The organism is Corallococcus sp. AB018 (assembly GCF_003986945.1).
Lineage (GTDB): Bacteria > Myxococcota > Myxococcia > Myxococcales > Myxococcaceae > Corallococcus > Corallococcus exiguus.
In genome coordinates this window covers 1-13,711 of the sequence record NZ_RAWR01000257.1, presented here as the reverse complement: position 1 = coordinate 13,711, position 13,711 = coordinate 1, and the positions used below count along the sequence as shown (strand labels likewise).

8 protein-coding genes are annotated in these 13,711 nt (G+C 72.0%); 2 read left to right on the top strand and 6 right to left on the bottom strand.

Translation table 11 applies throughout. The annotated features are described in order from the left end of the window. The first annotated feature begins 377 nt into the window (after window positions 1-377). Both D7Y11_RS37080 and D7Y11_RS37075 read left to right on the top strand, forming a co-directional pair. The gene (locus D7Y11_RS37080) at window positions 378-683 is read left to right on the top strand and encodes a hypothetical protein (protein WP_120581708.1); all 306 of its coding nucleotides are present in this window, start codon (window positions 378-380) and stop codon (window positions 681-683) included. 87 nt (window positions 684-770) lie between these two features. Then, the gene (locus D7Y11_RS37075) at window positions 771-1,163 is read left to right on the top strand and encodes a hypothetical protein (protein WP_126936037.1); all 393 of its coding nucleotides are present in this window, start codon (window positions 771-773) and stop codon (window positions 1,161-1,163) included. Window positions 1,164-1,236: 73 nt separating this feature from the next. On the opposite strand, the gene D7Y11_RS37070 is transcribed toward D7Y11_RS37075, so the two are convergent. The 6 genes from D7Y11_RS37070 to D7Y11_RS37045 form a co-directional block, all read right to left on the bottom strand. Continuing rightward, window positions 1,237-4,587 (bottom strand): serine/threonine-protein kinase, encoded by a 3,351-nt coding sequence (locus D7Y11_RS37070; RefSeq protein ID WP_126936036.1) that lies wholly within the window; start codon window positions 4,585-4,587, stop codon window positions 1,237-1,239. 4 nt (window positions 4,588-4,591) lie between these two features. Next, window positions 4,592-5,416 carry a hypothetical protein gene (locus D7Y11_RS37065; RefSeq protein WP_233607509.1) on the bottom strand — a complete coding sequence of 275 codons (825 nt, stop codon included), beginning with the start codon at window positions 5,414-5,416 and terminating at the stop codon, window positions 4,592-4,594. Window positions 5,417-5,442: 26 nt separating this feature from the next. Then, complete coding sequence (locus D7Y11_RS37060) at window positions 5,443-8,043, bottom strand: TonB-dependent receptor (protein WP_126936034.1); 2,601 nt, start codon at window positions 8,041-8,043, stop codon at window positions 5,443-5,445. Window positions 8,044-8,279: 236 nt separating this feature from the next. Continuing rightward, window positions 8,280-9,206: a PhnD/SsuA/transferrin family substrate-binding protein gene (locus tag D7Y11_RS37055; protein WP_233607508.1), complete on the bottom strand. Its 927-nt coding sequence runs from the start codon at window positions 9,204-9,206 to the stop codon at window positions 8,280-8,282. Next, window positions 9,203-11,716: a tetratricopeptide repeat protein gene (locus tag D7Y11_RS37050; protein ID WP_126936033.1), complete on the bottom strand. Its 2,514-nt coding sequence runs from the start codon at window positions 11,714-11,716 to the stop codon at window positions 9,203-9,205. The genes D7Y11_RS37055 and D7Y11_RS37050 overlap by 4 nt, the downstream gene beginning before the upstream one ends. Before the next feature lie 8 nt (window positions 11,717-11,724). After that, a complete protein-coding gene (locus D7Y11_RS37045) occupies window positions 11,725-13,524 on the bottom strand; it encodes a PP2C family protein-serine/threonine phosphatase (protein ID WP_120580781.1) in 1,800 nt (599 codons plus the stop codon). Between the last annotated feature and the right edge of the window lie 187 nt (window positions 13,525-13,711).

The window sequence follows — 13,711 nt, the reverse complement described above, 5'->3', positions numbered from 1 at the left end:
CATGACGCCGCCACCCGCGCCGGTGAGCAGGTCGAACCCGGCCTCCGCAATCCACCGCGCCAGGGGGACGACCCACTCGTCGTGGGAGTGCGCCCCGGAGCCGAACACTCCGATGATGCGGCGGTGTCTGCGCATGACTGCGTCCTCCCCGAAAAACTGGAACTACGTGAGCCCCTGTTCCATGCGAATCCCCGGCCAACGCCGCAAGGGCTCACGGACCGGCGTGCGTCCTGATTCCCGTCCACCCGTGGAAGGTGCGTGGCGCGAGCGTCGGCCAGCCGTCGCTTCCCTCCTCCCGGAGCGCCAGACGTTCCCGCACGCCCCGTGATGTCGGACCCCTCCTCTACCTTCCTCGCAGGTGAGCAAGGAGGCTGCCCATGTTCGACGCCTGTGGAGGTTGTGAGCGCCGTGGCACCGCCGGAGAGGTGTTCGACTGGTGCGCGCACTGCGAATTGTCCCTGTGTCCCGAGTGCCTCGTGCGCGGCTGCTGCGGCAGCGCACCCGCGGACTCCGGGCGGGGCGCCCCCAAGGAGCTGCCCGACCCGCCACCTCCCGAGCGCGAAGTCCTCCCGGAGGACTTCGGGGGCCGGTGCTGCACGCATGCCCGCGCGGTGGCCTGCTCCTGCGCCTTCCACTGGGTCTGCACGCGCCACGGCGACCTGCACGTGGGCACCCACGACTGAGGGCGTTGACACACGGGCGGCCTGTCCACGAGGTTTCCGCCTTCTTTCAGGCATTCCCGCCCGGACACAGCACGGAGCACGAACACCATGGGTCTCGCCGAACGGTCGGAGATGGCCGCGTTCAAGAACGACACCTTCGCCTCGAAGGTGGCGGAGCTGAAGGGGGCCGCGGCGGGCGCGGACATCCAGGTGACGCTGGACGAGGCGAGCTTCACCACCGTGGCCGCCATCCAGATGCTCTCCAACGGCGTCTTCGACCGGCTCATCGACGACATGAAGTCCGTCTGTAGCGACGCCATCGGAAAGCAGGCCGTCCGGGAAGGCATCCAGACGTTGCACATCGTCCACACGGACGCGCCGGGCTTCACGCTGGACCTGACAGACGGCACGCTCACCCTGCGCGCGAAGGTGGACGGCTCGCTCGGCGAGGACCTGCCGGGCTACGGCACGTACCGGGCCTTCCTGCTGAAGAAGCTGTAGGCCCCGCACGGCCTCACCGACCGGAGGGCCGCTTTGTCAGCGGTGTCCTCCGGCACGGGACATTCCGTCCGGCTCAGGGCACGTCCAGCACGACGCCCTGCCCCGGAACGGCCATCACCCAGCGGACGACGTCGGGCTTGCCGCCGCAGGTGACGCGCACCTCGAACTCGCGCCCCGCGGGCATCTGGTTGGACAGGGGCGTCTGGCCCTCCAGCACCTGCGAGCCCAGCGCCACGCGGCAGCCCTGGGCACCGGTGATGCTGAGCATGCCCCGGGCCTCCGCCTGGGGCGGGGCGTCCGCGAGCGTGCGCAGGTCGATGTGCTCCGACCTCGGCACCTTGCCGAAGCGGTGCAGCTTGCCGTCCACGGCCGTGGAGATGAGCCAGCCGGCGGTGCCTTCGGGCAGGCCCTGGCTCGCATCCAGCAGGACGCCGGACACGTAGACGCGCTCACCCTCCTGGGCGTTGCGCACCTCCACGCCGCCCTTGGGCAGCAGGAACACCAGCGCGAGCCCCGCGAGCACCAGGCCCACACCGCCCACGATGAGCCCCTTGCGCTGACCGGGCGTCATCCCCTTCCCCGTCGCTTCGGCGCCGGGCGCCGGAGCCGTGGGGGAGACCGCGTGGACGGGGGCCGGCGGCGCGGCCACGGGAGCCGCCGGAGGCCGCGCGGGCGGGGCCACGGGGGCGGACACCGGCGGAGCATGCGGGGCAGCCACGTGCGGCGGCGGCGCGGCCACGGGCGAGGGGTGGTGTCCCCCATAGGCCGCGTGGGAGCCGGTCGGCGGCGGCGCATGGTGCCCCAGCGGCGGCGGCGGGGCGCTTCCCTGCTGCGCGTGGGCGGCCCCGTATTGCGCGTGGGTGCCCCCATGCGACGGGGGCGCTGCCACGGGGTGCGGCTGCGGAGCCGCGGTCAGCGGGGCGACGGAGGGCACCGCCACCGACGGACGCGCGGGCGCCTGCGGCGGAGGCCCCACGCGCGTGGGCACGTTGGCGGACGCCGCGGGGCGCACCGCGGTGGGCGGCGGCATCGGCGACGTGGGCGGAGGCGCGGCCGGGCGCGACGGACGGGGCGCGGCGGCCACGGGCGGTGCCACCGGAGGCGCGGAGGCCATGGGCGGCCCGTTGACGGAGACGACCTCGGTGCCCCGCTCGGCGGGCTCCGTCGGGGAAGCCACCGGGGGCGGCTCCATCCGGGGCATGCTGCCGGAACCACCGCGCACGGGCGGACGGGACAGGTCCGACGGGGCCCGCATGTCGCTGCCCGAGCCCGTGCCCACGTTGCGCGAGTGCGAGCCCGTGCCCGGCATCAGCGCCCGGGGGTTGGAGCCCGTCCCCGGGCCGGCGATGGACGACGGCGCGTACTCGGAGAGCCGGTCGCCCAGCGTCTCCTTGAAGAACTGCGCCACCGACGCGGGCGACGAGGACAGCCGGTGGTGCGCGATGACGGCTTCAATCTCCTCGCGCATCGCCGCCGCGGAGGGCGTGCGCCGCGCCGGGTCCTTCACCAGCGCGCGCAGGATGAGGTCCGACACGTCCTGCGGGATGTGGGGCCGCAGCTGCGAGGGCACCGGCGCGGGCTCGCGCACGATGGCCGCGAGCGTGGCCGCGTCATGGTCCCGGCGGAACGGCAGCTGGCCGGTGAGCAGTTCGAAGAGCACCACGCCCAGCGCGAACACGTCGTTGCGCCAGTCCAGCGGGCGGCCGCTGGCGGCCTCCGGGGAGAGGTACGAAATCTTCCCCTTGATGACGCCCGCCTGCGTGTGCTCCTCGCCCTGCACCTTGGCGATGCCGAAGTCCGACAGCTTGATGGCGCCGTCCAGCGACACCAGCACGTTGTGGGGGCTGACGTCGCGGTGCACCACCGGGTGCGCCGTGCCGGAAGGGTCCACGTAGCTGTGCGCGTAGTGCAGGCCCGCGGCGACCTCCGCCACGATGCGCAGCGCGTGCTCCAGCGGCAGCGCCATGCCCTTGCGGCGCAGCTCCGTGAGCAGGCGCTTCAGGTCCGGGCCGCGCACGTACTCCATCAGGATGTACGCCACGCCGTCCGTCACGCCCACGTCGAAGGTCTGCACGACGTTGGGGTGCGTGAGGCGCGCGTTGGCGCGGGCCTCCGCGAAGAGCATGTCGACGAACTCAGGATTCTCAGCGAACTGCGCGAGAATCTTCTTCATCACCACGAACTTCTCGAAGCCCTTCACGCCCTGCTGCTTGGCGAGAAACACTTCCGCCATGCCGCCCTGCCCCAGCCGGCGGATGATCTGCAGCCGCGCGCCGCTGGTGTGCGTGTCCGTGGCTGACGAGCCCCGGGCGCCGGGGTCCGTGTTGGTGGAGCCGAAGAGGTACTGACTGAGCGCGCGCTGCTCCAGCGCCTCGATGTCCTCCAGCGGCTTGTCGGTGAGCGGCGTGCGCGCGAGCAGCCCCTGGAACTGCGCGAGCGCCGGAGCCCGGGAGCTGCCGCCGCAGACGGGGCACACGCGCTCCATGGTGCCCTTGGCGCGCAGCACCTCCAGGTACTCGGAGGTCTGGATGCGCTGGTGGGTGACCTGGCCGCAGTTGCGGCAGTCACACGGCAGCCACAGCGTGGCCAGCTTCGCGGGCAGCGTCTTGGTGGACTTCGCCAGCACGGCCAGCAGCGGCGGCGGCACGCGGCAGAGCACCACCTGGGCGCCCTGCGCGGCCACCTCCAGCACCTGTTCGATGCGCGGCAGCGCTTCCTGCTCCACCACGCTCACGTGGCAGCAGTCGAACGCGACGCGCCCCTCCAGGCCGGACGCCAGCCGGCGCACGTTGAGGTCGCCCTTGAGCGTACTGGCCAGGGTGATGAAGGTGATGTCGTCCTGGACGATCTTCAGGTGCGACGAGAGCTCGGACGGCTCCGATGGGATGCCGGAGCGCAGGTAGCGCAGCACCGCGGGATCCACCGCGGAGAACTGCTGGCGGCGCGCGAAGTCGAAGAACTCCGTGGGCTCGTCCGCGAACTCCAGCGGCTGGGAGCACACCGGGCACTGGTGCGGCGGGGCCCCTCCCTGCTCCAGCACCTTCGCCTCCTCCACCAGGCGGACCAGCCGCAGCCGGTCCTCCTTGCAGAAGCGGCACGTGTACGGCGCCAACAGCGAGAGCACGCGCGCGACGCCCGCGAAGCCCTCCACCATGTTGAGCTGATCCACCACCACCGGCGGCGCGTTGACGACGTACAGCCCCGACACGCCCTGCGGCGGGTGGCCGGCGAACTCAATCCACCGGCGCACACCGAAGGAGCTGATCCGCTCCACCAGGCCCAGGTCCACCACCACCAGGCCCTGGATGCCCTTGGAGGCTGGCGTGAGGGGGAAGGTTTCGTCGATCACCCCGGCCACGCGCACGTGGGTCAGACTGCCCACGCGCAGGGAGGTGATGCTGGCATTGGAAGTTTGGCTCTCCACCCGCCTACCCTCGTTCCAGACTGAACAGCAGCGACTTGGGCTGCGCGGCCCGGCGGCGACCGTCGCCCAGGTCCACTCCACAGGCGAACTGTGTGCGCTTTCCCGGAGTCACCCTCACCGCCACTGCGTCGCTGTGCTCCAGGATGCGCCGCAGACCCAGGCCCGCGCCACCACCCGAAGCATCCACCTGCGCCTTCTCACCCCAGGCCTTCACCACCCGCACCAACGGTGACACCGACAGGCGGCCGAAGCGGTCCGTCGCCTCCAGCCACGCCCTGCCGTCCGCTACCGCCCACGACACCAGGCAGCGGTCTTCATCCGCCACCGCCTGCACCTGGCCGCGCCGGTGGGCGTACTTCGGCTCGCCGCTTCCGTCCACTGGCGCGTCGAGCAGCGCGTTCACGCCAATCTCATGGACGACATCCGCCACCCGGCTGGCCGCGCCCTTGGAGCCGCCAGCCTGGAGGACGGCCTCGGCCGCGCGCTCGCCCACGGCCGTCACCTCCGCCACGCTGCCCAGCCACGCCACGGACGTGGCTGCCTCCTTGGGGATCATGGGCTCGCCGCGCAACAGCGCGCTCAACAGCCGCGCCTCCCAGGCGGACGGCTGGCCGCCCTCACGGGTGGCCAGCAGCAGCGCCGGGGGACGGCGTTCCAGGAGCGCGGCGTGGGCGGGAGTGAACCGCCCGTCGAACAGCACCAGCTGCGGCGCCGCGTCGTCACCGCGCCCCAACAACAGGCCGTCCCGGGCCAGCACTCCGGAGGCCTTCTCCAGCGCCTCCGGCGTGAGCGTCGTGTCCGGCGTCAACTTCAGGGGAGCATCCTTCACGGCGGCGACGGTATCCAAACAGCGCCCTAATAATGGAGTCGAACTTCTGTGAAGACGCCCAGCGGCGGTGCGGGGAAGCCGTGGGACTCCTCGTACTTCGCGTTGAAGAGGTTCGTGCCCAACAGTGACACCGCCACGCGCTCGTGGACGTTGAAGCCCACGCGCGCGGTCGCGGTGATGTAGCTGGGCAGCTTCACGCGGGTGGTGGTGCCGGCGTTCTCGTCCACCACGAAGCCCGGATCATACCGGGCGCCCACGAACAGGCCGTAGAGCTCCACGAAGGCGAACTTGCCGATGTTGGTGCGGCCGCGCAGGTAGACGCGGTGGCTGGGCGCGTAGTCCAGCGGGTAGCTGGATCCGCCGCCCACCGGCAGCGCCTGGGCGTCCAGGAACTGGTAGGCCACGTCGAAGGACGAGTTGAGGGACGGCACCTGCGCCGCCGCTTCCGCCTCGAAGCCCGCCACGCGCGCGTCACCCAGGTTCTTGAACTGGGACGTGGAGCCGAAGAGGAGCTCCTGATTGATGAAGTTGCGGGCGCGGTTGTAGAAGCCCGTGCCCGTCAGGCGCACCCTGCGGTCCAGCGGCCAGAAGTCCACCGCCGCCTCCACCGTGTCCAGCGTCTCCGCGCGCAGGGACGGGTTGCCCAGGAGCGTCGCGGCGTACATCTGCTGGTTGATGGCCAGCTCCGCCAGCGTGGGCGCGCGGAAGGCGCGGCCGTAGTTGGTGCGCAGCGTGAGCAGCTCCGGGATGGCGTGGAACACGACGCTGGCGCGCGGGGACACCTGATCCGTCTTCGCCTCCCAGACCTTGGAGGGGATCTGGTAGTTGTCGTAGCGAGCGCCCGCGCCCACTACCAGCCGGTCCGTGATGCGGTACTCCGCGTCCACGAAGCCGCCCAGGATGGTCTGCTTCGTGTCGTCCAGGGTCAGGCCGGGCAGGATGTTCTGGTTGTTCACCTGGTCGGCCTTCACGTCGCCGCCGACGGTGACGGAGAGCTTGTCCAGGGAGAACAGCGCGCGCGCCTCACCGCCCAGGCGGCTGCGCTTGCCCAGCGTGTCCTCCAGGGCGCCGGTGATTTCATTCTCCAGCGTCACGTTGCGGCGCTTGAAGAAGGCGTAGGCCTGGGCGAACACGCGCACGTTGTCCGTCACCTGCTGATCCAGCTGCAGGGCGGTGTTCAGGTTCTGGACGTGCTCGTTGTCCTGCGCGGTGTAGTGGCAGCGGCCGCAGTTGCCCACGGTGGAGATGTTCTGACCACCGGGCCGGCCGATGTTGCCGTCCGTGAAGTCCGCGTCCAGCGCGAGAGGACCCACGCGGACCTTGCCGTTCACCTGGTGGACCAGCGAGTCCTCGTTGGTGTCCGTCTGGTTCAGCTGCGGGTTGTTGAAGAGCTGCGGGCCGTCCGAGCCGAAGCCGTAGTAGCCGAGCAGCGCCTCCACCGGGCCGCCGCGGCCGGCGACGTTGGTCTGCAGGCGCCAGGTCTTGTCCTGGCCCGCGAGGATGCGCGCGTCGGCGCCCACGTTCTGGCCCTTGGCGATGAGGTCCGCGGGCTGGCGCTCGATGATGTTGATGACGCCGCTGAAGGCGTTGGAGCCGTAGAGCGACGAGCCCGGGCCGCGGATGACTTCCACCTGCTTCAGGTTGGTGAGCGGCGTCGTCTCATCCGCGTAGAACTGGCCCGTCCAGGGGTCCGTCAGCGGACGGCCGTCCTTGAGGAGCAGGAGGCGGTTGGACAGGTAGTTGGAGCCCAGGCCGCGCGCGCTCACCGCCGCCTTGCGCATGGAGCCCCGGCGGCACTCCATGCCGGGGAAGTACTGGATGGCCTCGCAGAGCGAGAACTGGCCGGTGCCCTCCAGTTCCTCCGCGGGGATCCACGACACCGTGAGGGGCACGTCGGAGATGCGCTGGCTGCGCTTGGACGCCGTGGTGACGACGGCCTCGCTCAGCGCCCTGTTGATGTTCTGCTCCAGGTCGTCGCCACCGCCCAGGTCCGGGCCGTCCAGGCCGGAGAGGCTGGAGGGCGGCGGCAGCGCGCGGTCGGAGGTGGGCTCCGTGAAGGGCGCGCGGTCCGGGACGTTGTCCGCCGTGCGCGGCTGTGACGACGGGAGCACCGCGCCGGCACCCAGCGTGGGCGCGGGCGGCGGGTTGGACGGGATGTCCGAAGTCAGCGGCCCGTCATACGGCGACGGCGAGGCCACGGGCAGCGGATCCGAAACGGACGGGCCAGGGCCGGCCACGGGGGCGAGCGGCGCGGGCGGCGGCTCGGTGGCGAGCGCCGGAGGCTGCGCGGCGGGCTCGTCCCCGGGAATGGGCTCCACGTCCGTCGGCGGGGGCTGCGCCTTCGCGCCCCGGCGCGTCTTCGCCGTGCGCGGAGGCTTCGCGCCGGGCGTGGCGGCCTTGGCACCCGGCGTGGCGGCCTTGGCGCCCGGCGGGGTCGCCGCGCGCTTGCGGGGGGCCTTGGTCCGCGTCTTGGGGGCGGGCTCCTGGGCCTCCTGGGCCTGGGCCGTCTCCACCGCGAAGAGGGACAGGGCGCAAACCACCAGGGTCAGGCACGCGCGCGCGCCCATCCGACCGGCAAACCCCTTCACCGCGTTGGTGCGCGATCCACCGTACTCAGTCGAGTCCATCGTTCTCAATTCCACGAGGGGAAGCAGGGGGTATCCGCGGTTCTAGCGCCAGGAACCAGAGCCGGTGCGGCTGGCAATTGTTCTCAGGGATGAGTTTCCACCCCTGAACGGTGGCGTTCCGCTCGACTTCTCAAACTACCGCAATAACTCGCCTTAGGCCAAGTCATGGCTGTCGATCGCGGTGAAACACGCGCACGGCGGTGGAAACCCCGTGCGCGGATCAGCTCACGGCGCAATCAGTCATCCGGCTGTTCGGCGGAGACGGCCAGGTCGTCCACGAACGGCGGGAGGGCGGGACCCAGCGACTCGGATTGGACGAGCACGGGCGTCTCCACCCGCAGGTCGGGAGAGTCCGCGAGGACGGGCTGACGGCGCGGGGGGCCCTGGGTGACGAGCTTGCGGAAGTCCTCGAACTCGCGGCCCTGGATGCGGGCGAAGGCGTCGAACGGGGCGACCGCACCCACGGAGGACAGGGACTGGGACAACGCGTCTCCCCCGCCCTTCAGGTCCACCAGCACGGCGCCCGGCACCCGGCTGCTCTTGAAGAGCACCCGCATGTCCTTGGGCACGTGCGCCACCGGCACGAGCGCGGCCTCCGCGCCCTTGGCCTCCAGCATCTTCACCGCCGACTCCACGTTGGGCACCGGCACCAGCTTGAAGTGCTTCTGGGCATCCAGGTCGCCGCCCAGCACGACGTGGGAGACGAACTTCGGATCCGCGGAGCCCGCGCCCTTGACCAGCGCCATGCGCTTGCCGGCGAGGTCCTTCACGGTGCCCTTCTGGAGGGAGATGATGGCCCAGCGCTGCTGCGTCTCACCGGCGCGCGGCGCGTATGCCACCGGATCCGCCTTGGAGCCCAGCTGCACCGCGGCCCAGCCGTCCACCACGGCGAAGTCGATCTGCCCCTCCCCCACCGCCTTGGAGAAGTCCTCGTAGCGGCCAAAGCTCTTGGCGCCAACGGGGCGGCCCAGGCTGGCCTCCAGCTTCTGGGCGAGCGCCTCCGCGTACTGGAAGCGCTCCTGACCGTCCGACAGCGTCGTGGCGAGGAACACGCCCAGCGTGGCCTTTTTCGGCGCGGCGGACGCGGGGCTGGCAACGGAAACGGCGAACAGCACGGCGGCGAGCAGGAGGCTCCCCCGCGCGACAAGGGCTGGCGTCTTCACGGCGTCTCCTCCGCGACCCCGGTGGCCGGCGTGACGCCCTGCGCGTCACCCAGTCCATAGAGGCCCTGCAGGCGGTCCTTCCATTCCCGCACCTGGGCAGCGCGGGGGCCCGCGCCAGCGGCCAGGTAGCGGCGCCAGGCGTCCACGGCCTCGGCGGGTTCATGCCGTCGCTCCTGCGCGTCGATGCCCAGGTTGAGCGAGGCGACAGGTACGGCGGTCTCCAGGCGCTTCCACGTCGCGAGCGCCGAAGCGCTGTCGCCCTGGCGCCACCCCACGCACGCCAGGTTGTGCTGCACCAGCGCGTCGTCGGGCGTCGCGGCGAGCGCGGCCTTCAGCGCCTTCTCCGACGCCTTCATGTTGCCAGAGGCGTACGCGAGCGCCGCCTCACGCCGCAGCAGCGCGCCGGTGAGGTTGCCCATCCACTTCGGCTGCCCGGGCATGGGCTTCTTCTGCGCGGCGGTGAGCAGCTTGCGCGAGGGCGCGACCTTGCCCTGACGGTAGAGCACCCACGCGTCCGCGAGCGCGCGCGTGTTGGGCCACGACCATTCCGGCGCGGGCGTGAGGGAGCGCTTGAGGCCCGCGGTGGCCTCCGCGAACTTCCCTTCTTCCGCGCGCGTGAGCGCCCGGGCGAAGGCGGCCAGCTTCGCCACGTCCGCGCGCTTGCCGGTGCCCAGGCGGTCCACCGCGTCCAGGTCCCGGTTCGCCGCGGCGGCGTCGCCCGTCTCCAGCTTCGCCAGGGCCCGGCGCACCAGCACGCGAGGCAGGTTCGCCTCCGCCACCTTCGCGGCCGTCTTGGAGGGCCCCGCGTCCGTCAGCCGCTGCACGGCGGCGTCCACCTGGCCCAGCTCCACTTCCGCGAGCGCGGCGCCCGCGGACGCTTCCGCGCGCTGATCCGGCTCCTGCGTGGCCTCACCAGACTGGGTGAACGCGGCGAGCGCGGCCTGCGCATCGCCACCGCCCAGCCGGGCGTAACCGAGCAACAGGTGCTCGCGCCAGGTCGCGCCCGGCAGCGTCACCGCGCCCTCCATCACCTTGCGGGCCTCCGCGAACTGGTGGCTGTCCAGGAGCGCGGCACCCAGCCGGCGGGCCATGGGCACGGAGCGGTCCAGGTCATACGCGCGGCGCAGGTCGCGCACGGCGTCTTCCAGGCGCTGGGTGCCGGCGCGATCTCTCGCGCGGTGGGCCAGGGCCCGGGCCAGCCACTGCTTCGCGCCGGGGTGGTTGGGTTCCACCTGGAGCGCGCTGCCGTAGTCCTCGATGGCCTGGTCCCACTGGCCGGTGGCGAAGTGATCCGCGCCCAGCAGCACGTGGCCCAGCGCCTGGCGCGGGGCCATCTCCACCACGCGCCGGTGCACCTCCACCGCGCGCTGGTAGCGGCCGGCGCGGCGGTTGACGGAGCCCAGCGTCGCCCACAGCTCCAAGCTGCCGCCGCCCGACTTCACGGCGGACTCCAGGAACTGGATGGCCTCCTCGTGGCGCGCCTGCGCCTGGAGCGCCTTGCCCACGGCAATCTGTCCCAGGAGCAGGCCCGGCTGCAGCTCCAGCACCTTGCGGAACTCCGCTTCCGCCTGCGCGGGCTGCTTCTGCGCGAGCCGCACGTCACCCATCAAGAGGTGCGCGGCGGGCGTGGAGCCCAGCTTCATCAGGGCGGTGGCCTGCAGGTCCGCGCGCGGCACGTCGCCCGCGGCCAGGTACAGGCGCGCGAGGCGCTCCTTCGGCTCCGCCACCTGCGGGAACTTCGTCACCAGCCGCTCCAGGAGCGCGCGGGACTCCGGCACGTGGCCTTCCATCTCCAGCACGGCCGCGAGGCCGATCTGCGCCGTCGCGGACTCGGCCCGCCCGGCCTGCGCCTTCTCGAACGAGGCGCGCGCGGCGACAGCGTCCCGGCGGAGGAGGTGCGCCTTGCCCAGCAGTTCGTGGATCTGGAAGTCGTTGCCCGCGAGCTTCTCCGGGCGCAGCGTCAGGTAGCGCTGCAGCCGCATCACGGCGCGGTTCCCGTCCTGGACGTACAGGTAGTAGCTGGCCAGGTAGTAGTGGACGATGAGGTGGTCCGGCTGATCCGCGGCGGCCACCTGCTCCAGCACCGGCACCGCCTCCTGGAAGCGGCGCAGCTTGAAGTACGCGGTGCCCAGCGGGTACGCGAGCGACAGCTCCTGCGGGTTCTGCGCGAACACCGGCGCAAGGCGCGTCACCGTGCGCTGGAAGTCCTGGAGCGCGTTGGCGGCGCTGCCCAGGCCCGCGGCGGCGAACACGGACTGAGGCTCCTGCGTGAGCGCCTGCTCGAAGAGCTGGAGCGCCTTCTTGAACTTCTCCTCCGCCTCCTTCTTGTCACCCTTGGAGGCGGCGGCGTTGGCGGACACGAGGGCCTGCTCGCCCTGCTCCGTCATGCGCTGCGCCTCGGTGGCGGGCGGCGGGCGGAACTGGGCGAGCGCCGCCGGCGGACCGGCCAGGGTGGCCAGCAGGGCGAGCGCGGTGGAGACGCGGCGCGGGGAACGAAGGAATGGGCGCATGCGATTCGTCAAGGCGAGGGGGCGGGGCTGAATTCGGCGACGATGACGGTGATGTCGTCGCGCTGGGGCTGGCCGGCGCTGTACGCGCGCACGTCCGCGAGGAGCGCGTCGCGAAGGGCGTCGGCGGGGAGGTGGGCGTGGGTCTGGAGCGCGGCGGCCAGCCGCTGCGTGCCGTAGAGCCGGTTGGCACCGTCGCGCGCCTCGGTGAGGCCGTCCGTGTACCAGACGACGATGTCACCGGGGCTCAGCTGCGCCTGGCGCGACGTGAACTGCGACGCCACGTTCGCGCCCAGCAGCGGACCGCGCGCCGGCAGCGACGAAATCTGCCGCGTGTTCCGGTTGTAGACGGCCGCCGCCGGGTGGGCGCCCGCCGCGTAGTCAATCTGGCCGCTGTACACGTCGATGACCGCGAGCGCGCTGGACATCTGGTGCTCGCCGCGGCCCACGTTGGCCAGCGTCACGTTGAGCGCGGTGATCAGCATCTGCGCATGCACCTGCGACGGCTCGCGCAGCGTCATGGCGGAGGCGAAGCCGCTGGTGGCGCTGGTGGCGACCAGCGACGTGGACAGACCGTGGCCCGTCACGTCTCCGATGCCAATCACCACGCGCCGGTCGTCCAGCGCGGCGCGGAACCACCAGTCGCCGCCGCACGCGTCCGCGGGCACCACCAGCCCGGCCAGCCGCAGCGGCCCCACCGTCACGGCCTCGCGGCCCGGCAGGAGCGTCTCCTGCACCGTGCGCGCGAGCGACACCTCGCGCTCCAGCTGCGCCTTGGCGCGCACGTCCTCCAGCAGGACCTTGATGCGCTCCGCCATGTGGTTGAACACCACGCCCAGCGTCGTCACCTCGCGGCCCGCGCCCGGCGCCGTGCCCGCGCGAGCGCCCAGGTCACCGGCGGCCAGCTGCATCACGCGGTGGGTGAGCACGCCCAGCGGCTTGGTGATGCGGCGGCTCTGGAAGGCGGCCAGCACGCCGGCCAGGACGACGAAGCCCACGCCCAGCCCGACAATGCGCAGCGTGTTGGCGCGCACCGCGGCGCGGTTGGTCTCCTCCAACTCATGCAGCTGCTTCTGCAGGTCCTCCAGCGAGTAGCTGATGACGACCACGCCCTTGCCGGCCTGCGAGCCGTAGTCGAGCGGCTCCTGGAACTCGAAGACGGGCTGGCCCTGGAAGAAGGCGCTGGCCCAGCGGCGCTCCGCGGTGCGGCCTCCGGAGGACTCGCCCAGCTTGGCGGACGGGTCGCTGTCCGCGACGAGCTGCCCGTCCGCGTCGAACATCTGCACGCGCAGGATGTTTCGGTTGTCCGCGATGATGGAGCGCGCCACTTCCGTGAGGAACGCGTAGTTGTTGTCGCGCAGGCTGGTGGCGGAGGTGAGCGCCAGCGTGTGGCTCACCGTCTGGCCCAGTTCGCGCGCCTGGGACTGGAGCCGCTGCGTGAAGCGGTCCGACGTCGCGGTGAGCTGCGCCTCCGTCGTCTTCGCGGACAGCGCGGCCAGCAGGCCCACGATCACGATGACCAGCGCGCCCGTGGTGAGCAGCAGCAGCTGATCCAACCGGAGCCCGCGGATGGCCGCCACGTTGGGCAGCTCTCCGGCCTCCATGGGCGCGATGACCGTGCTCGTGGGCTCCGTCGCCGGCAGCCCCACCGAGCCCGTCAGCCGGGTGGCCGTGTTCTCCCCACGCAGCCCGGTGAGCTCCCGGGAATGGGTGCCGGTGTACTCCGGTGGAGGAGGCGGGGTGCCGGGCGCCGCATCGGATGCATCAGGTGATTCGGGCACGGGATCGAGGCGCGGGTTCGTACGGGACAAAGGCACACCTGGGGGAGCCCGCGTCGGAGAACGCGGTCGGGGCGGGGCGGACTGTATCTCACTTCCTGATTGACGCGAGGAGTCCACCTGTCGGGCTATTCCTCGCGGTCGCCCCCTCACCGGCCCCCCAAACGGCCGTGCGAGCAGCCCGGACCGGGACCGTCCAGCCGCCTCCTGGAGGCAGCAC

Bases quoted from the DNA above. Each gene is read 5' to 3' on its own strand.
- D7Y11_RS37060 (WP_126936034.1), bottom strand. From the start codon at position 8,043: ATGGACTCGACTGAGTACGGTGGATCGCGCACCAACGCGGTGAAGGGG.
- D7Y11_RS37075 (WP_126936037.1), top strand. From the start codon at position 771: ATGGGTCTCGCCGAACGGTCGGAGATGGCCGCGTTCAAGAACGACACC.
- D7Y11_RS37050 (WP_126936033.1), bottom strand. From the start codon at position 11,716: ATGCGCCCATTCCTTCGTTCCCCGCGCCGCGTCTCCACCGCGCTCGCC.
- D7Y11_RS37080 (WP_120581708.1), top strand. From the start codon at position 378: ATGTTCGACGCCTGTGGAGGTTGTGAGCGCCGTGGCACCGCCGGAGAG.